The organism is Brachybacterium sp. FME24 (genome assembly GCF_014897705.1).
In the GTDB taxonomy this organism is placed as follows: domain Bacteria; phylum Actinomycetota; class Actinomycetes; order Actinomycetales; family Dermabacteraceae; genus Brachybacterium.
The window spans coordinates 16,408-34,682 of the sequence record NZ_JABUXV010000004.1 but is presented as its reverse complement, the minus strand read 5'-3'; the positions used below and the strand labels follow the sequence as shown (position 1 = coordinate 34,682).

Genomic DNA, 18,275 nt, shown 5'->3' with positions numbered 1-18,275 from the left:
GCTCGTCGATGGTCAGCGCCCGAGGACGACGACCCCATCCAGCACGATGTGGCTGCGCTCCCGCAGCGCGCGGTGATCCTGACGGGGATCCTCGGACACGAGGAGGAGGTCCGCCGGGGCGCCGTCCTCCAGCCCTGGGACGCCCAGGAAGGCCCGCGGCCCCCAGGCCGCGGACTGGAGGATCTCGGTGGCGCTCAGCCCTGCCCGGGCCAGTTCGTCGAGCTCGTCGTGGATGATGCCGTGGCCGAGCACTCCCCCGGCGTCGGTGCCGACCAGAAGCTCGACCCCGGCGTCCCGGGCGTTGCCGGTACGGTCGTAGCGCGCTTCCCGCAGTCGGCGCATGTGCGTCGCGTAGGCGGGGAACTTGGTCTCCCCCTGGGCGGCGTAGGACTCGAACTCGCCCACGTTGACCAAGGTGGTGACGACGGGGACGGCCGCCTCGGCGGTGCGGGCGATGGTCTCGTCGGTCAGCCCGGTGGCGTGTTCGAGGCAGTCGAAGCCGGCATCCAGGGCGAGCGGCAGAGTCTCCTCATCGAAGGTGTGCGTGGTGATGCGGGCACCGGCCTCATGCGCGGCGAGGGCGGCCGCCGCGAAGTCCTCCCCGTCCCAGCACGGGGTGAGGTAGCCGGCGTCGCGGTCGATCCAGTCACCGACCAGCTTGACCCAGCCGTCGCTGCGCCGGGCCTCGGCCGTGACCGCGGCAGGAAGTTCCTCCGGCTCGAGCTCGTGGGCGTATCCGCGCAGGTAGCGGCGGGTCCGGGCGAGGTGACGCCCGCAGCGGATGAGGCGCGGGAGATCGCTGTGATGCTGCAGCGACGAGGTGTCGATGATCGATCCGGCGTCGCGGACGAGGAGCACCCCGGTGTCGCGATCGGTGAGTGCCTGGTCGCGGGCGGTGGCCAGGGTGGTGCCGGCACCGTCGTCCCCGATGCCGAGATGGCAGTGCAGATCCGCGAGACCGGGGACCACGAAGCCGTCGAGTTCACGGATCTCGGTCCCGGCCGGAAGCTCGGGGCGCTCATGACGGATCCGGCCACCGACGACCCAGGCGCCGGTGATCTCCTGCTCGGCGCCCAGAAGGATCGGGCCCCTCAGGTGCAGGACCGGGGACGGGGAGCTCTCGGGCGCATCGGTGCTCATGGTCCGAGCCTAACGAGGCCGCGGGTCCCGCGCTGCCCGGGCACCCCGCCACTGCGCACCTCCGGGCCAGCCCATCCCGTCCCAGCCCATCCCGTCCCAGCCCAGCCCGTCCCAGCCCGGCCCAGCCCGGCCCAGCCGAGTCAAGCCCGGCCGACCTCAGCGCTCTCAACGTTCCCCCTCTCCCCGCTCCCCCGCTCACCAGAGTTGATCGACGAAAACTTCCACTATCTGGAAGTTCTCGTCGATCAACTCTGTACACACTGGGCGCTGAGCACAAGGCACAAGGCACAAGGCACAAGGCACAGGTTGGTCCTTCTCGGCATCACCGACGCGTCGTACCTCGATGGTCAGGCGACCGCCCGCCTCGCAGAATCCCGAATCGCGCTCTCAAGGCGCAGGAAGAAGTCCTGAGGGCGATGAAGGTCTGCGGCAGATGCTCTCAGCACGGCCCATCCCTCTGCGTGCAGCACGTCGTTCTTGTGCAGGTCACTCTCCCATCGGCTCTTGTCTGTCCGATGCTCGTCGCCGTCGTACTCGATCGCGACCCTCCACTGCGGGTAGGCGAGGTCGATGTAGTAGACGATCCCGGTGGCAGGGTCCCTGATCTCATGGTTCAACGACGGCTCCGGGTACCCGTGGCCGCGGACCATCAGTCGCATGGTCGTCTCCCTCGGGGACCACACGCGCTCTCGAGCATGGGTCGCTGCCTCCGTCAGCGCCGACGCGCCACGGCCCTTCCTGCTTTCGACGAGTGTCCTGATCTCACTGAGGGGTATGCGATAAGCCGTTCCGAAACGAGTCGCGGCGAGAGCGTCGACACACGCCACGAGCTCGCCGAATGACATTCTCGGCGCGATCTCCTGGAGGGCGATCACCGGATGGGACATCACGACGCCATGTCGTCGGATCACCGGCGCTCCACTCCGGATGTGCACCGTGAGCAGTGCGGACGCTCGAGCGGATGTTCCCTTTTCGGCCCGGCAATGCACCGACGCTCCACCCTCTCGGCTGAGCTCAGGTGGAAGGGGGAATTCAAAGAGCTCGGCGGCCGTCTCGTGGCTGATCACAGCTCCCGGGCAGACGGAGTTCTGAACAGTCAGAGCTATGGCCCGCAGGTCAGCCGGAGCATCGGAACGGGTGTAGAAGCCGGGCAGGACACGAGTCATCTGTGATGACGCAAGGCATCGCGGATGCATGCGCTCCCGCCGGAGCCACGCGCTCGAGTAGATCGATCCCGCGTCAAGATCCTGTGGTCGCAGTGCCATGGCATTGGACCGTAGGCGAATCCTCAGAGCCAGATCCGCCCCAGTTGCGGCGCTGTGGATAACGCCGCTTGGGGAGGAACGGAACTGCCGGCGCGTTCGTGCTACGGCGAAGACGGAGGAGCCACGAACCAGGAGTCACGAACCAGGAGCTGGGGGCCGGGAGTCACGAACCACGAGCCGGGAGGCCAGGAACCGGAGGCAGAGGCAGAGGCAGGAGCAAAGCCGATGGCGGCGAGGATCGGTGGAGCAGTTGTTCTGCGAAACGCCCAGTACGGCCTCTCACCACCCCGATCTACCGAGTTGATCGACGAAATCTTCCAGAAAATGGAAGTTCTCGTCGATCAACTCGGGTGGAGCACCGGATCCCGGGCGCCGGATCTCGGATGCCCGACGTCCGACGCGACCAGCGGGGGTCGACGTCCGACACGACCAGCGGGGGTCGACGTCCGGCGCGACCAGCGGGGGTCGACGTTCGGCGCGACCCGCAGGTAGCGCGGACCGGGGCCGGGCCGGGCTGAGGAGCGCCCGCGCGGCCGGCTGGCGGGAGCCGCAGCTGCCCGTCGCCTCACTTCCCGCCGAGCAGCTTCTGCATCTCCGGCGGCAGCTGGCTGGGGTCGAAGTCGGCGACGTCGGGCGTACCCTGCGCGGCGCCGCCGAAGGCGGAACCGCCTTGGCCCTTGCCCTCGCCGGCAGCGGCCTTCTTCGCGGCCTCGGCCTGCTCGCGGGCAGCCTTGGCGGGGTTCTTCGACTTGGACTTCTTGCCCTGTTTCTGGGCAACCTGCTTGCCGCGCGACTTCTTGCCCATGCCCATGCCGGGGCCGCCGGGCATGCCGGGCATCCCACCGCCGCCGCCACCGGCCATGCCTTGGCCCATGGTCTTCATCATCGTCTGAGCCTGCTTGAATCGCTCGAGCAGTTGGTTGATCTGCTGCACGGTGGTGCCCGAACCGCGCGCGATCCGGGTGCGGCGCGACCCGTTGAGGACCTTGGGGTCGTTGCGCTCCTGCGGCGTCATCGAGCGGATGATCGCCTCGACGCGGCCGATCTCCGATTCATCGAAGTTCTCCAGCGCCTCGCGATACTGCCCCATGTTCGGCAGCATCCCGAGCATCTTCTTGATGTTGCCCATGCTCTTGAGCTGCTGCATCTGTGCCAGGAAGTCGTCGAGGGTGAAGTCCTCGCCGGAGGCGAGCTTCGCGGCCGCCTTCTCTGCTTCTTCCTGATCGAAGGCCTTCTCGGCCTGCTCGATGAGGGTGAGCACGTCACCCATGTCCAGGATGCGGTTGGCCATGCGGTCCGGGTGGAAACGCTCGAAGTCGTCGACGTTCTCACCGGTGGAGGCGAACAGGATCGGGCGCTGGGTGACGCCGGTGATCGACAGGGCGGCGCCGCCGCGGGCGTCGCCGTCGAGCTTGGCGAGCACGACACCGGTGAAGCCGACCCCGTCGCGGAAGGCCTCGGCCACCCGCGCCGCGTCCTGGCCGATCATGGCGTCGACGACGAACAGGGTCTCCTGGGGGGTGATGGCGTCGCGGATGTCCCGCGCCTGCTGCATCATCTCCTCGTCGATGCCGAGACGGCCGGCGGTATCGACGATGACCACGTCGTGCTGCTGGAACTGGGCGGTGGAGACACCGTTCATCGCGACCAGCACCGGGTCGCCGACGCCGTTGCCCGGCTCGGGCGCGAACACCGGCACTCCGGCCCGTTCGCCGACGATCTGGAGCTGGTTCACGGCGTTGGGTCGCTGAAGATCCGCAGCGACCAGCAGCGGGGTGTGCCCCTCGGACTTCATCCACTTGGCGAGCTTGCCGGCCAGAGTGGTCTTGCCGGCACCCTGCAGGCCCGCCAGCATGATCACCGTGGGCGGGTTCTTCGACCAATGCAGTTCGCCGGTGGCCCCGCCGAGGACCTCGACCAGTTCGTCGTTGACGATCTTGACGATCTGCTGGGCCGGGTTGAGGGCCTTGGAGACCTCTTCACCCAGCGCTCGCTCGCGCACACGGCCGGTGAAGTCGCGCACCACCGAGACGGCGACGTCGGCGTCGAGCAGGGCTCGACGAATCTCGCGGATCGTCTTGTCGACGTCCGCTTCGGTGAGGCGGCCATGGCCGCGCAGACCTTTCAGCGACGCTGTGATGCGATCGGAGAGGTTGTTGAACACGAAGCGCTTCCCCTTGGTCGTATGGACCGCACCAGTGTAGTGCGCCAGCCTTGAACTCCCCAGGGTGCAGGGTCGGCGCCACAGGAGAGAACCGCCACGCCGCCCGACCGGGACAGGGGGACGACGGTGCCGGACGGGACCGGGCTGTGACCGTTCCGGCAGGACGGAGCCTGCTGGGGCAGGGCCTGCCGGGACGGAGCCTGCTGGGGCAGTGCCTGCTGGGACTGAGCCGGACGCGACCGAGGCGGACAGGACGCAGCGGCCATCCCGGGATCAGGTTGCGGCGGTGTCCATCAGGGCGGCGACGATCCGGCCCACCGACGGTGGATCGAGCGGGCGGGCGTGCTGGTCGGTCAGGTAGAGCACGTCCACGGCACGCTGGCCCAGGGTCATCACGTGGGCGCTGCGCAGTTGCAGATGGTGCACGGTGATCACCTCGGCGACGTCGGCCAGCAGACTGGGACGGTTGCGGGCGTTGACCTGCACCACGGTGGCCTCGCGGGAGGCGCCGGGCAGGAGGGTCACGACCGGGGCGTCCTCGGTGGTGCGCGGTGGCGGCGGGGGTGGCAGCTCGAGCACCCGGGCGTCGGCCCGGTCGCGGTGGGCGAGTTCGCGATCCAGGGCGCTGCGCAGCACGGAGGGGTGCGGGAGGTCCGACGACGCGGCGGCGACCCACCAGGTGTTCACGGCGACGCCGTCCATCGTGACCACGACCGCGCTGTGCACGTCCAGGTGCATCCGCACCAGCACTCTCGCCATGGCCGCGAACACGCCGGATCCGTCGGGCGCCCCGACGCAGATCTGGGAGATCGGCTCGCTCTCGGTGGGTGCCGGATAGATCACCTGGGCGCTGTCGCTGCGTTGGACCGCGGCGAGCACCGCCTCCTGCACCGAGCGCTGCGGGGTGAGCGCGACCCTCGGAGCGGGGGTGGTGCCGGTGAGGGCGTCGCGAGCCATGTCGGTGAGGTGGTCGACGAGGTCGGCGCGCCAGGTGGACCAGGCGGCAGGCCCGGCGGCGATCGCGTCGGCCTCGGTGAGGGCCCTCAGGATCTCGAGCGTGTCGGCGTCGTGGTCCACCGCGTGCAGCAGGTCACGCAGGGTGGCTGGGTCGGCGAGGTCGCGGCCGGTGGCGAGGCCGATCAGCGTGAGGTGCTCCCGCACCAGGAGACCGATGGTGCGGGCATCGGCCATGGTGAAACCGAGATGACGGGCCGCGGTCTGCGCGAGGGGGGCACCCTCGGCGGCGTGGTCGCGCTGCCCGGGTCGCTTGCCGAGGTCGTGCAGCAGGGCCGCGACCAGGAGCAGGTCGGGCCGGTTCACGCGGGCCAGGAAGCGCTGGGCCTCACGGACGGTCTCGACCAGGTGACGGTCCACGGTGAAACGGTGCACTGCGGAGCGCTGCGGTCGGTTGCGGATCTCGGCCCAGCCGGGGATCCACCGGGCGAAGACACCCTTCACGTCGAGCGCCTCGTAGGTGTCCACCAGGTGATCCCCGGCCAGCGCGTCGACGAGCACGTCGCGCTGGGCGGGCAGCAAGGGCGCGCTGCCGCCGGTGGCCAGGCGATCGAGCGTGGCGTCGGCCAGGGGCAGGCCGGTGGCCGCTGCATGCCGGACGGCGGCCATGTCGCGCAGCAGGTCCCGAGAGGTCGGGTCGACGGAGACTTCGGCGGACTGCACGAGCACGCCGTGCGGCAGCCGGGACAGGGCGGGCCGACGATCGGTGCCGGCGCCGCGCGTCGAGATGCCGCCGGGGGCGATGGCCGCTTCTGCGGCGCGGACCGTGCGGTGCAGCTCCCAGCTCACGGCGCGGGCGGATTCCGCGAGCACGGCATGGTGATCGTCCGCCGTCGCGTGGCCGGTCAGGGCCGCGACGGCGTCCTGGTCGGGGCGCCCCAGTCGGGTACCGGAGGAGCCGGTGACCGCCTGCAGGGCATCACGGGCGTCTCCCAGGGTGCGGGCGGCCGCATCGACGACCTCGTGATCGTGATCGGCGAGCCAGCTCTCGGCGAGGGCCCGGATCACGGTCACGTCCCGCAGCCCTCCGCGGTCGGATTTGAGGTTCGGCTCGGTCGAGTGGGCGAGGGAACCGTAGCGGTGGGAACGGTCGGTGGCGAGCTCCACGAGGTCCCCGACGCGCCGACGTGCCTGGCGCCGCCACTGGGCTCGCACCCGACGGGCAGCGCCCTCGACGAGCTCGGCATCACCGGCGACCGGTCGCAGGTCCAGCAGGGAGATCGCGGCCCGCAGATCCTCTCGGGCCACTTCCTCGCACTCCTCCGGGCTGCGCACGGCGTGGTCGAGAGAGGTGCCGGAATCCCAGATCGGATACCACAGGGCGCTCGCGAGACGCTCCGACTGCGATGCATCCAACGCTTCGGGCTCGAGCAGGAGCACCAGGTCGAGGTCGCTGCCCGGGCCGAGATCGCGACGGCCCAGAGAACCGATCGCGGCCAGTGCCGCGCCGGATGCGGGCCCGCCGGCCCCCTCCCACAGCTCGGTCAGCCAGCCGTCCACGAGGGCGGCCTGGTCGAGTCTGCGGCGAGGGCCGGCGGTGGGGTCCGCGAAGCCGTCGTGGAGCACCTGCGTGATCCGACGTGCTGGAAGCCCCTCAGAGGGCATCGGCGTCCCGTTCACCGGTGCGGACCCGCACGACGGTGCCGACGTCGATGGACCAGACCTTGCCGTCCCCGATGCGCCCGCTGCGGGACGCCGCGACGACCAGGTCGACGATCGCTGCCTCGTCGGCAGCCTCGGCCAGCACTTCGACCTTGATCTTCGGGATCGTGTCGATCGTGTATTCCGCTCCCCGGTAGACCTCGGTGTGCCCGCGCTGACGGCCGTAGCCGGCAACCTCGGTGATCGTGAGCCCGCTGACCCCGTACTCGCGCAGGGAATCGGTGACGGCCTGCAGGGCGTGGGGCTGGATGATCGCGGTGATGAGCTTCATCGGGGCTCTCCTGTGGTGACTGGCCGGTGGTCCTCGGCCGACATGTCGGTCGAGGTCGAGGTGCCTGCGATCGGGGCCGGGTTGCGGGGCTCCGTCAGGTCCCCAGCCACCGGGAACGGAGAAGGCATCGGTGCGGGCGAACGCTCCCGACGGGTGGCAAGGGCCCCGGCGAGATCGTATCCGGCCTCGGCGTGGTGGGCGATGTCGATGCCGGCGCGCTCGTCGGCCTCGCTGATCCTCCAGCCCATCGTGTATTTCAGGGCCAGGCCGATCACGGCGGTGAGAACGCCGGAGATGACCATCGCGGCCACTGCCACCAGAACCTGGACGATCAGGAGACTCGCTCCGCCGCCCAGCAGCAGGCCCCCGTCGCCAGCCAGGAAGCCGATGCCGATGGTGCCGACGAGACCGCCGACCAGGTGGACTCCGACCACGTCGAGCGAGTCGTCGATCCCGAAGCGGTACTTCAGCCCGACGGCGAGAGCGCAGGCGAGGCCGGCGGCGAGGCCGAGGACGATCGCGGTCAGCGGGGACAGAGCGGCGGCGGCCGGGGTGATCGCGACCAGGCCCGCGACGACCCCGGAGGCCATGCCCAGTGAGGTGACGTGCTTGTCACGGATCCGTTCGACCAGCGCCCAGCCGAGCATTGCTCCGGCAGTGGCCACCGTGGTGTTCACCCAGGCCAGACCCGCGGTGGCGTCGGCCGTCCCGGCGGAGCCGGCGTTGAAGCCGAACCAGCCGAACCACAGCAGGGCCGCGCCCAGCATCACCAGCGGGAGGTTGTGCGGCTTCATCGGCTGCGTGCCGAAGCCCTTGCGGGCCCCGACGATGAGGGCGAGGACCAACCCGGCGATGCCGGCGTTGATGTGCACCACGGTGCCGCCGGCGAAGTCGACCGGCTCGGCGATCGCCGCGAAGGGCCCGTCGCCGCTGAGCAGTCCCCCGCCCCACACCATGTGGGCCAGCGGCGCGTAGACGATGACCACCCACACCAGGGCGAAGACCATCCAGGTGCCGAGCTTGACGCGGTCGGCGATGGCACCGGAGATCAACGCCGTGGAGATGATCGCGAAGGTCATCTGGAACCCGGCGGCGACCAGGAACGGGACGCCGCTGCCGGCCAGGATCGACTGCTCGTCGGTGCCGGCCAGTCCGAAGTGCTCCAGGGGATGTCCGAACAGTCCGCCGACGTCGGTGCCGAAGGCGAGGGAATAGCCGACGAGTGTCCAGGCGATCGCGACCACTGCCATGGCGCTGAAGGACATCAGCATCATGTTCAGCACGGTGCGTGCGCGCACCATGCCGCCGTAGAAGAGGGACAGACCGGGAGTCATGAGCAGCACCAGGGCAGCACTGACGAGGATCCAGGCGGTCGCGCCCGTGTCGAGGGTGAAGGGCTCCATCTCGGCTCCGTACAGGAGTGGGGCCGGGCCCGGGATCGCCGCGGCGATCGGGGCCCGCACGACCTGGCAGGTCGTGGTCCACATCGTGCGGTCGTCGCGCTCTCTCGCCTACGCCGATACGCCGCCGTGATCAATCCGTGACCCACCGTCCCGTCGGGTGGACGGGTCCGAGAACGACTCGCCCCGTCTCACGGCACGGTGAACGGGGGGACGGGGAGGAGAGCCGGGAGGTGCTGGTTCAGTCGCCCAGAAGGGCGTCGACGAAGCCGTGGGGGTCGAACGGGGTGAGGTCGTCCACGCCCTCCCCGAGACCGACCATCTTGACCGGGACTCCGAGCTCACGCTGCACGTTGACGACGATGCCGCCCTTCGCGGTGCCGTCGAGCTTGGTCAGGACGATGCCGGTGATGTTGACGGCCTCGGAGAACACGCGCGCCTGCTGCATGCCGTTCTGGCCCGTGGTCGCATCGATGACCAGCAGCACCTCGGCGATGCCATCTCCGTGCAGGCCCTTCTCGGCCACGCGGCGCACCTTGCCGAGTTCGTCCATCAGGCCCTTCTTGTTCTGCAGGCGGCCGGCGGTGTCGATGATGACCACGTCGGCCTCCTGCCCGATGCCTTCCTTGACGGCATCGAAGGCGACGGCGGCCGGATCCGCGCCGTCGTGGTCCGAGCGCACGGTCTCGACGCCGACGCGGGACCCCCAGGTCTCGAGCTGTTCCGCGGCGGCGGCGCGGAAAGTGTCCGCCGCCCCGAGGACGACGGCGCGATCGGCGGCGACCAGGACGCGGGCGAGCTTGCCGACGGTGGTGGTCTTGCCGGTGCCGTTGACTCCGACCATGAGGATGACCGAGGGGACTTCCGTGCCGTCGGGGGCATCGCGCCGGCTGGCCGAGAGGCGACGGTCGAACTCCGGATCGATGAGGTTCAGCAGCTCCTCGCGGAGTACTTCGCGCACGGCGGCCGGATCGTCGGTGCCGAGCACCTGGATTCGACGGCGCAGGTTCTCGAGCATCTCGTCGGTGGCGTCGGGGCCGAGATCGGCCAGGAGCAGGGTCTCCTCGATCTCGTCCCAGGTGTCCTCGTCGACGCCGCTGCCCCGCGTGAGGAGGCCGAGGATGCCGCGGCCGAGAGCGCCGGAGCGGGAGAGGCGCTCGCGCAGGCGCACCATGCGGTCCGCGGGGGCCTCGGGCGTGTCCAGCACGCGCGCGCCGGACTCCGCGTCGGACTCCTCGAGGTCGGACACGTCGACACCGGAATCTTCACCTCCGGTGGAGGGACCCTGAGCTGTCGGAGCCACGGAGGTTTCACCTGGTGCTTCGGCATCCTGTGCGGTCGGCGCACCGGGGGTCTCCGAGGTCTGGGATTCCGGGGCCTGCGCAGGAACGTCTGTCGTCTGCGCCGGGTCGGTCGTCTGCGCCGGATCGGCGGTCCGCGCCGGCTCTGTCCCGGTGGGCACTGCTGCTGTCCCGGCCTGCTGCGGCGTCGCGGAATCCTGGCTCGCAGCATCCTGGGGCGCGGAGGCTGCATCCTCCTCGAGGGTCGACCCGGTCGACCCTGCCTGTTCAGGACTTCGCTCGACGGGCTTCTTCGACGGGGCGGAGAGGGTATCGGCCCAGCTGGGTGCCGCCGGGCGATCCTTGGCCGGGCGATCCTTGACCGACGTGGACGTTCGCGGGGTCGCGGTGCCCGTGGTGGTCTCGGAATCGCTCTGCGCGGTGGTGTCGTCAGAGGACTTCTTCTTGCCGCGGCTGCGCAAGAATGCCCAGGCGCCTGCGCCGATGACGAGGATGCCGCCGCCGCCTCCGGCGATCAGGGCAAGGATGTCATTGGGATCCACGGGGTCACCTCCGGGGTCGGGGAAGCCGACGATGCGGTGCGGCCAACAGCCAGTCTAGGCCGCTGACGGGGTGCGCTCTGGACTCTGACCTCCGCCGGTGGACGAGCGACGGCTCACCGACCGGTGCGGGAGGTGTGGCGACGGTCCCGCGCCGTATGCTCCTCGTCGTCGCGATCGTCGCGATCGCGCGCGCGAAGATGCGGCGCGGCGACGAAGAAGAGGATCCCGAGCGCCACCAGGACGGCGAGGCCCAGGAAGAGGATCGTCACGAGGGGCAGTTGCATGCTCACATTGTGCACGCCACGTCGGTGGATACGCTGTATCGCGCCATGCGGCGCGCCTCACGCCGGGGCAGAGCCCGCAGGCTCAGCCCAGCTCGGGGAACCAGATGCCGATCTCGCGGGCCGCGGACTCCTCCGAGTCGGAGCCGTGCACGAGGTTCTGGATGACCGGGAGGTCCCACTCGCGAGCGAGATCTCCGCGGATGGTGCCGGGCATCGCCTCGGTCGGGTTCGTGGCACCGGCGAGGGAACGGAATCCCGCGATGACGCTCTCGCCCTCGGCGATGATCGCGACGAGCGGGCCGGCACCCATGTACTCCACGAGGCCGGGGTAGAAGGGCTTGCCCTCGTGCTCGGCGTAGTGCGCGGTGAGCTCCTCGGAGGTGGCGGTGCGCTGGGCCAGGGCGAGAATCTCGTATCCCTTGGTCTCGAGGCGGCGGATGATCTCTCCACGCAGGCCGCGCTGGACGGCGTCGGGCTTGAGCAGGACAAGGGTGCGCTGTGCGGTCATGCCACCAGGGTACCCACGACCACGGTCATGATCCGAACCCGCGCGTCGCAGCGGTGGCGGTGGTTCAGCCGTCGGTGCCCGGCGCCGTCTCCCCGCTGCGCTGGGCCCATACCCGGGCGTCGACGGCATCCTTCTCACGATCCAGCTGATGCCCCTTCACGGCGCCATAGACGAACAGCGCCGCCAAGGCGATGCCGACCACCCACATCGCGCTGACCTGGATCCCGAGCAGGATCACGGGGATCTGCAGCGCCATGCCGAACCAGTACGGCCAGGCGCCGCGCTTCAGCAGTCCCGAGCACAGCACCAGGGCGAGAGCCGTCGCGATCCCCCAGACCCAGGAGACGACGCGGTCCCCCGGCACCAGCTGATGGGCCACGAGCACGGCGAAGAACACGACGAAGGCCTCGACCACCAAGGTCGTCGCCGAGAACATCCGCTGGGCGCCGTGCGGGCGCGGGGACGGCGTGAGGTCCATCGACATGATCAGTCCTCCTGCGCGACGCCGAGCAGGTCCCGCACCTCGGCGACGAGCGTCACGGATCCGGCGACCACGACCCCGCCGAACTGGTCGCCCTCGGTCTCGGAGAGGTTCACGGCGGCCTGGATCGCATCGGGCAGGCTGCCCTGCTCGATCACCCGGTCCTCGTCCTCGAACACGTCGCGGGCGAGGTCCGCGAGTACGTCGGTGGCGATCGCGCGCGGGGAGGAGGACTGGGTGATGATCACGTGATCCAGCAGGGGCTCGAGCACCGCGAGGATCTCCTCGGCGTCCTTCTCCTCGAGGATGCCGACCAGGCCGACGGTCCGGGTGAAGCGGAAGTTCTCGCGGACGGTCTCCACCAGCGTCAGGGCCCCGGCCGGGTTGTGCGCGGCGTCCAGGATGATGGTCGGCGACTGGCGGACGACCTCGGCGCGGCCGGGCGAGGTGACCGTGGACAGCGCGGCGCCGAGCAGGTCGCCGTCCAAGGCGGCGCCGCCGTCCCCGAGCAGCGCCTCGGTGGCGGCGACGGCGAGCAGCGCGTTGCGGGCCTGGTGCTCGCCCAGGAGGGAGAGGAAGACATCCTCGTAGCGGCCGGCGATGCCCTGCAGGGTCAGCATCTGGCCGCCGACGCCGGGGGTCCGGGAGAGGACACCGATCTGCTGGTCCTCGATCGCGGCCTCGGCGCCGAGCTCGGTGATGCGTTCGCGCAGCACGTCGGCGGCGTCCTCGTAGGGCTGCGAGGCGATGATCGCGGTGGCATCGGCGGTGAGGATCCCGGCCTTCTCCCCCGCGATCTGAGCGATCGTGTCCCCCAGATAGTCCTGATGGTCCATCGAGATGGGAGTGACGACGGTGACGTCCGGATCGACGACGCCGGTGGCGTCCCAAGTGCCGCCCAGGCCGGTCTCGACCACGGCCACGTCCACCGGGGCGGAGGCGAAAGCCTGGAAGGACATCGCCGTGAGGTACTCGAAGTAGGTCAGCCGCACTCCCCCGGCGGCCTCCGTCTCCGCGTCCACGATCGCCGCGAACGGCTCCACGTCGCGGTAGGCCTGGAGGAAGCCCTCCTCGTCGATGGGGACGCCGTCGATCGCGATCCGCTCGACGGGCGAGTGCAGGTGCGGGCTGGTGGTGCGCCCGGTGCGCAGCCCGGTCTCGCGCAGGATCCGCTCGAGGATGCGCGCAGTGGTCGTCTTGCCGTTGGTGCCGGCGATACGGATCGACCGGTACGACTGCTGGGGATTGCCCATCAGGTCCATCACGCGGGTGATGCGCGACAGATCCGGTTCGATCCGGTTCTCCGGGGCGCGCTCGAGGAGGGCTGCATAGACCTCACGCAGCTCGGGCGTCATGGCCGGACGGGACGAACGGGGCACAGCGGCTCCTGAGATGTGGCGGGCGAGGGGGCGCTGATCAGTGTACGAGGGGGCGCTGGGGAATCGTTCCTCCCCACGATGTGCTCATCCACATGGGGAGTTGTCCCCATGGGCCCGCGACCTCCCCGCTCCTAGTCTCAGGGGCATCACCTGCGCCGGTGGACCCGGCCCGAATGCGCGAGGAGAACGGCCATGTCACCGCTGACCGCCCGAGTGGAGCAGGCCGCCCGGTGGGCCGCCGAGAGCTCCGCCCCGCCCCATGACTGGAATCCCGTGTACCGGGCCCTGGTGCCCGACCTGCTGCCGGCGCCGCTCAGCGCTCCGGCCGAGGGCGACGCGGACCTCGTCGTCCGGCAGTTCACCGCTCCGGCTCTGCTCGTGGTGGCGGCCGCCCACGAGGGATCGACCCGTCGGCTGCGCATCGCCGTGGCGCCCGCCGAGGCAACCCTGGAGTCCTCCCGCGACGACGACCCCTCGCAGTGGCTGGCGATCCCCGTCGACCAGGTGCCCGCAGTCATCAGCGAGCTGCTCGCCGACGCCGGCGTCGACCAGCACGCACCGCACCTGAACCTCGAACGGACCTCCGACGGGCTTCGCCTCACCCCGGCACAGATCGCTCACGTCCATCGGTCCCTGCGCGCCGGGTCCTCCCCCGAGGAAGCTTTCGCTCTCGCGGCCGGCCCGGACGAACGACTGCGCGACGCCCTCACCGCGAGCGGTCCGCGGCTGTCCCTCTCGCTCACGCTGCACGATCCGTCCGGCACGGTCACCGAAGAACCGGTGACCTGGTCGCGACTCTGGGCGCGCGGAGAGCGCGGCCTCTACCGGATGGACGCCGCCGACGCTCCGCTGCCTCTGGTCCATCCGGTCGACGACGGCGATGTGCTCGGCACCGCGCTGCCGATCCTCGAGGAGGGGGTGCGTTTCGCCGCGGCCTGCGCCGCACGGAGCGGTGCCCGATGACCGCCTTCCAGGGGATGGACACCGAGCAGGTGCGCGCCCATGCCGAGCGGCTGCGGGCATCGTCCGGGGAGGTCGACGCCCTGAGGGACCGTCTCGATGCCGCTGTGCACGGGGTGGCGTGGATCGGCCCGGACGCGGACGAGCTCCGAGGCTGCTGGGACGACATGGCCTCCGCCCAACTGGTCGCACTGCGAGAGGACCTCGCCGAGCTGAGCGGCCGAGGTCACGGCGAGGCGGATCAGCAGGACGTCGCCTCGGACAGCGACCATGCTGCCTCCGGGCCGGCGCAGGCCCCGAACACCCTCCCTGCCGCGGACGCCTCGGACTCCCGCGGTGGCTACCGAGATGACGACAACCCGTGGATCCCGAACTGGCTCGAGAATCCGGCCGAAGGGGCCGTGTCCGATCTCGCCGGTCTGGTATCGGACGCGATCGGCTCGGGTGTCGATACCGGGGTCGACCTCCTCGAGGAGGGTCTGGATGCCCTCGGTGCCAACACTGAGGGCATCGGCCAGTTCCAGCGCGACACCGACCATCTCGGGGGGATCCTCGAAGACTGGGCGACCGGCGAGCGCGTGCCGACCATCGCCGAGCTCGGCGCCGCCGGCGTGCTGACCCTCGGTTCGGCGGGGGTGGGCACGTACGAGGCGGTCACGGGCGAGGACACCCCCTGGCTCGATGACCGTCCCGGCGGCATCGTGGACTCCGTCGTCGCCGGGCCGGGGCCGTCGCAGAGCCCGCAGACCCTGCAGGACCTGATCGTGCAGAACGATGCCCTGCGGCTGGGCAACCCTTCCGGCGCAGGTCTGGAGAACGGACAGATCGGTATCCAGGAGGTCCGCGGCGCGGAGGGCGCCGAGCCCGTGTACATCGTGCAGGTGCCACCGACCGAGGGTGCCGATGTCCTCTCCGGCTCCGACGCCTACGGCGGCCAGGGCAACTCCCGTGACTGGGGATCGAACCTGCGGCTGGTCGCCGGTCAGCACCCGGCCGCGATGGACGATGTGCGGGCCGCGATGGCGGCGGCCGAGGTGCCTGCGGGGTCGAACGTCATGATCGTCGGCCATTCCCAGGGCGGGATCGTGGCGAACCATCTCGCGGCCGATCCCAGCTTCAACAGCTCGTCCGGCGGGCCGGGAACCTTCGACGTGACCCACACCTTCTCGGTCGGCTCCCCGGTGCAGACGGTGGTTCCCGCCCAGGGGTCGACCCACTCCGTGAACGTGAACCACGAGGTCGGGATCGACACGGGCGGCGGGATCAGCGGGGATCTGATCGCCGGGCTCGACCTGGGCGGTGCCCAGGTCGACGGAGGGACGCTCGGCGCACCCAACCGGCACGAGGTCGCGCTGCCCGGCTATCCGGTCGCCTCCCTCGACCCCGTCACGGTGCTCGAGTCGAACCACGACTCGGTGGGGCTGGAAGGCGGGCCCGAGGGCGGGTATGCGGGCACGGTCGCGAGGAACACCGCGAGCGATCCGACGCTGGCGGCTCTGCAGAACGATCTGACCGGGGTGTACCTGGGCGACGGCACGTACGTCTCCCGGTCGCAGGTGGTGACCGTCGGGCGCGGCGAGCCCTGAGTTCGGTGTCCTGGTGACGGCGAGGGCTGCGCAGCACGGTGGCGAGCACCGTTGGCCAGGTCAGACCGACCGGTTTCGCGCAGTGCGGTCAGCTCAGCCCGTACTTGCCGTAGAACGCGCCCGCGGTCACCCGGTCGAGCCGGGGATCCGATGTCGGCATATCGGGGTCGAGGTCCAGGGGCGTCATCTCGTCGCCACCGGCCAGCGCGGCCGCGACACCACCCACCCGGAGCCCGGTGGCCGTCTCTGCATCGACCTCGTCATGGATGACGGTGACGATCTGCCGCATCGCCTCGTCGTACACGGTGAGGCCGGCGCCCCGATCCGCCGCGTCGAGGGAGAGTGTGCCGTGCAGGAGACGCTCGAAATTGGCTCCGCGAGACAGCTCGAGCTGCGCTGACGCGATCCCGTCGACGCCGTTCGCGGCCTCGGCAGCGTTCTCGGCGAGGTCGTTGAGGCCGTTGCCGCAGCTGCTCAGGGCCACGGTCGCCAGCGCGGCGACGCCCCCCAGTAGTCCCCGTCTGTTCACGATGCTCCACTCCTCGTGCCGATGCTCTGGCAGAAGCATGTCATCCCCGTGCATCGTCCGTGCGCGCTCGTGCACAACGCCGCCGGCGCGCCCGCCCCAGTGATCAGTCGATCTCCATCCGATACACGAAGGCGGCCATCGCATCGCGGTTGATCGCCGTCAGCGGCCGGTACGTGTCGTCCGGCCATCCGGTGGTGATCCCGGCGTCGTAGGCCCAATTGATCTCGTCGTAGAAGATCGAGGAGCTGCGGGTGACGTCCCGCAGCGGCGACCTCGACGGCGGGCTGTACGCCGGGGATCCGTCGGCGCGGTACAGGAACGCCGCCATGGCGTCGCGGTTGACGGCCTCCAGCGGGCGGAAGGTGCCGTCCGCCCACCCGGTGGTGATCCCTTCGGAATACGCCCAGGTGATCTCCTTGTAGAAGATCGACGACGAACGGCTCACGTCCCGGAAGGGAGAGGTGGCCGGGGGCGTGAAGTCCGGAGAGCCGGCGGAGCGGTAGAGGAAGGCGACCATGGCGTCGCGGGCGATGGGCGTGAGCGGGCGGTAGGTGCCGTCCGGCCAGCCGGTCGAGCGATCCGTGAACTTCATCCACGCGATCTCGGTGAAGAAGATCGAATTCCCGTAGGTGACGTCCGTGAACGGGGCCGAGGGGGTCTGCCCCATCGGGGCGGCGACCGGGTACCGGGACGCGCTGCTCCCGTTCGGCGTGCCGAACCACTGCGAGTAGAGGCGGAAGAAGTTGCGGTTGCCGTAGGTGGCGCACACGTCGTCGGCGACCGCGGCGGAGCCGGCGTCGAGGGTGGTCTGGGTGGGGGTGTACGGCGTGTAGTTGTACAGCGCGGCGGTCGCCCGGTTGGCGAGCGTCACGGTGCCGCCCCCGCAGAAGGGGTACGGGCTGTACTGCATGGTGTACGTGCGACCCGTCTGGTAGCGGAACCCCTGGCCGGGGTCGCCGTACTCCTGGAGCCGGGAGCCGGCGTTGTAGACCTGCTGCGCGAAACCGGCGTGCGCGGGGTCGCAGCCCAGGAAATCCGGGCACCGGAACCCCAGCGCCTCATCGAGCTTCTTCTGCGTGGGCGAGGTGGTGGTGACCAGTCCCTGTTCCTTCTGCAGCATCACCAGGAACACCCGCGGGCTCACGTCGCAGGCCCGGGACACGTCGGTGATGATGCGGCCGGCGCTGGCGGAGCTGACCGCGGGGATCGCCTCGCAGTAGGCGGTGGCGGGCCGCTGCGGGGTGTTCATCGTGAGGTCCTTGAGGCACGGGGCGCCGTCGGGACCGAGGCGGCATGCGCTGCCCTTGTCGTCGAGGAAGGTGTCGACCTGAGCGCGGGTCATCGCGTCGCCGTCGAACATCCGCGCATCGGTGATGAGGTTGCCGGGGAGGAAGCCGCCGAGCCCGGGCGGCGGCGTCTCGGCCCGCGCGCCCGGGGCGCCGAGGAGCACGCTTCCTGCCAGCAGGGCGAGGGCGAGGACGAGCAGTGCGAGGCGCGAGGTGGGAGCAGACCGGGAGGCCGGACGAGCGAGCCGCCCGGAGGGGCCGGAGGCGGACGAGGTGGGGAAGAACGGTGGGGCGACCATCAGCATCTCCAGTTCGGGGATCGCGGACCCGATCCGTCTTGATCCTAGCGGCGACCAAAGCCGGGAACCCGGCGATGACCAGGTGATGCCAAGTTGCAACGTCCACGATGTCGCAGGCCCGCGCGGTCAGCCCCGAAGCCCTCGTGAAAGCGGCGGGGCGCCGCTCTCGCGTCGCCCCGCCGCTCATCCCCTCGAACGCTGCCA

General features: G+C 70.4%; 15 protein-coding genes. 2 read left to right on the top strand and 13 right to left on the bottom strand.

Going from position 1 to position 18,275, the window contains the following annotated elements:
- Positions 1 to 12: 12 nt before the first annotated feature.
- The 11 genes from INT51_RS05280 to INT51_RS05230 form a co-directional block, all read right to left on the bottom strand.
- A complete protein-coding gene (locus tag INT51_RS05280) occupies positions 13 to 1,140 on the bottom strand; it encodes an amidohydrolase family protein (protein ID WP_193104167.1) in 1,128 nt (375 codons plus the stop codon).
- A 347-nt stretch (positions 1,141 to 1,487) separates the two neighbouring features.
- The gene (locus tag INT51_RS05275; RefSeq protein WP_193104166.1) at positions 1,488 to 1,799 is read right to left on the bottom strand and encodes a DUF559 domain-containing protein; all 312 of its coding nucleotides are present in this window, start codon (positions 1,797 to 1,799) and stop codon (positions 1,488 to 1,490) included.
- 1,171 nt (positions 1,800 to 2,970) lie between these two features.
- Entirely contained in the window at positions 2,971 to 4,569 is a 1,599-nt protein-coding gene (ffh, locus tag INT51_RS05270) for a signal recognition particle protein (protein WP_193104165.1), read from the bottom strand.
- A 273-nt stretch (positions 4,570 to 4,842) separates the two neighbouring features.
- Positions 4,843 to 7,188, bottom strand: a complete 2,346-nt coding sequence (locus INT51_RS05265; protein WP_193104164.1) for an HD domain-containing protein — start codon at positions 7,186 to 7,188, stop codon at positions 4,843 to 4,845.
- Positions 7,178 to 7,516 carry a P-II family nitrogen regulator gene (locus tag INT51_RS05260; RefSeq protein WP_193104163.1) on the bottom strand — a complete coding sequence of 113 codons (339 nt, stop codon included), beginning with the start codon at positions 7,514 to 7,516 and terminating at the stop codon, positions 7,178 to 7,180. Before INT51_RS05260 ends, INT51_RS05265 begins: the two co-directional genes overlap by 11 nt.
- Positions 7,513 to 8,919, bottom strand: coding sequence for an ammonium transporter (locus INT51_RS05255; protein ID WP_226832015.1), 1,407 nt, complete (start codon positions 8,917 to 8,919; stop codon positions 7,513 to 7,515). Before INT51_RS05255 ends, INT51_RS05260 begins: the two co-directional genes overlap by 4 nt.
- Positions 8,920 to 9,157: 238 nt before the next feature.
- Positions 9,158 to 10,759 carry a signal recognition particle-docking protein FtsY gene (gene ftsY, locus INT51_RS05250; RefSeq protein ID WP_193104162.1) on the bottom strand — a complete coding sequence of 534 codons (1,602 nt, stop codon included), beginning with the start codon at positions 10,757 to 10,759 and terminating at the stop codon, positions 9,158 to 9,160.
- A 113-nt stretch (positions 10,760 to 10,872) separates the two neighbouring features.
- The gene (locus INT51_RS05245; RefSeq protein WP_193104161.1) at positions 10,873 to 11,043 is read right to left on the bottom strand and encodes a hypothetical protein; all 171 of its coding nucleotides are present in this window, start codon (positions 11,041 to 11,043) and stop codon (positions 10,873 to 10,875) included.
- Between the two features lie 82 nt (positions 11,044 to 11,125).
- Entirely contained in the window at positions 11,126 to 11,551 is a 426-nt protein-coding gene (gene ndk / locus INT51_RS05240) for a nucleoside-diphosphate kinase (protein WP_193104160.1), read from the bottom strand.
- Positions 11,552 to 11,615: 64 nt separating this feature from the next.
- Entirely contained in the window at positions 11,616 to 12,035 is a 420-nt protein-coding gene (locus tag INT51_RS05235; protein WP_193104159.1) for a DUF4233 domain-containing protein, read from the bottom strand.
- A gap of 2 nt (positions 12,036 to 12,037) precedes the next feature.
- Positions 12,038 to 13,387, bottom strand: coding sequence for a folylpolyglutamate synthase/dihydrofolate synthase family protein (locus INT51_RS05230; protein ID WP_193104383.1), 1,350 nt, complete (start codon positions 13,385 to 13,387; stop codon positions 12,038 to 12,040).
- Positions 13,388 to 13,603: 216 nt separating this feature from the next.
- Between INT51_RS05230 and INT51_RS05225 the strand changes: the two genes are divergently transcribed.
- Both INT51_RS05225 and INT51_RS05220 read left to right on the top strand, forming a co-directional pair.
- On the top strand, positions 13,604 to 14,374 hold the full coding sequence (locus tag INT51_RS05225; protein ID WP_193104158.1) for a hypothetical protein: 771 nt from the start codon (positions 13,604 to 13,606) through the stop codon (positions 14,372 to 14,374).
- On the top strand, positions 14,371 to 15,957 hold the full coding sequence (locus INT51_RS05220; RefSeq protein ID WP_193104157.1) for a WXG100 family type VII secretion target: 1,587 nt from the start codon (positions 14,371 to 14,373) through the stop codon (positions 15,955 to 15,957). The genes INT51_RS05225 and INT51_RS05220 overlap by 4 nt, the downstream gene beginning before the upstream one ends.
- Positions 15,958 to 16,045: 88 nt before the next feature.
- Here the strand turns inward: INT51_RS05220 and INT51_RS05215 are convergent, their stop codons facing one another.
- Both INT51_RS05215 and INT51_RS22115 read right to left on the bottom strand, forming a co-directional pair.
- Positions 16,046 to 16,486: a hypothetical protein gene (locus INT51_RS05215; RefSeq protein WP_193104156.1), complete on the bottom strand. Its 441-nt coding sequence runs from the start codon at positions 16,484 to 16,486 to the stop codon at positions 16,046 to 16,048.
- Positions 16,487 to 16,589: 103 nt separating this feature from the next.
- Positions 16,590 to 18,071, bottom strand: coding sequence for an S-layer homology domain-containing protein (locus INT51_RS22115; protein WP_226832000.1), 1,482 nt, complete (start codon positions 18,069 to 18,071; stop codon positions 16,590 to 16,592).
- Positions 18,072 to 18,275 lie beyond the last annotated feature (204 nt).

Excerpts from the sequence above, each read along its gene's own strand:
- INT51_RS05280 (WP_193104167.1), bottom strand. The coding sequence starts at position 1,140 with ATGAGCACCGATGCGCCCGAGAGCTCCCCGTCCCCGGTCCTGCACCTG.
- INT51_RS05275 (WP_193104166.1), bottom strand. The coding sequence starts at position 1,799 with ATGCGACTGATGGTCCGCGGCCACGGGTACCCGGAGCCGTCGTTGAAC.
- INT51_RS05265 (WP_193104164.1), bottom strand. The coding sequence starts at position 7,188 with ATGCCCTCTGAGGGGCTTCCAGCACGTCGGATCACGCAGGTGCTCCAC.
- INT51_RS05260 (WP_193104163.1), bottom strand. The coding sequence starts at position 7,516 with ATGAAGCTCATCACCGCGATCATCCAGCCCCACGCCCTGCAGGCCGTC.
- INT51_RS05255 (WP_226832015.1), bottom strand. The coding sequence starts at position 8,919 with ATGGAGCCCTTCACCCTCGACACGGGCGCGACCGCCTGGATCCTCGTC.
- INT51_RS05245 (WP_193104161.1), bottom strand. The coding sequence starts at position 11,043 with ATGCAACTGCCCCTCGTGACGATCCTCTTCCTGGGCCTCGCCGTCCTG.
- ndk (WP_193104160.1), bottom strand. The coding sequence starts at position 11,551 with ATGACCGCACAGCGCACCCTTGTCCTGCTCAAGCCCGACGCCGTCCAG.
- INT51_RS05235 (WP_193104159.1), bottom strand. The coding sequence starts at position 12,035 with ATGTCGATGGACCTCACGCCGTCCCCGCGCCCGCACGGCGCCCAGCGG.
- INT51_RS05230 (WP_193104383.1), bottom strand. The coding sequence starts at position 13,387 with ATGACGCCCGAGCTGCGTGAGGTCTATGCAGCCCTCCTCGAGCGCGCC.
- INT51_RS05225 (WP_193104158.1), top strand. The coding sequence starts at position 13,604 with ATGTCACCGCTGACCGCCCGAGTGGAGCAGGCCGCCCGGTGGGCCGCC.
- INT51_RS05220 (WP_193104157.1), top strand. The coding sequence starts at position 14,371 with ATGACCGCCTTCCAGGGGATGGACACCGAGCAGGTGCGCGCCCATGCC.
- INT51_RS22115 (WP_226832000.1), bottom strand. The coding sequence starts at position 18,071 with ATGGTCGCCCCACCGTTCTTCCCCACCTCGTCCGCCTCCGGCCCCTCC.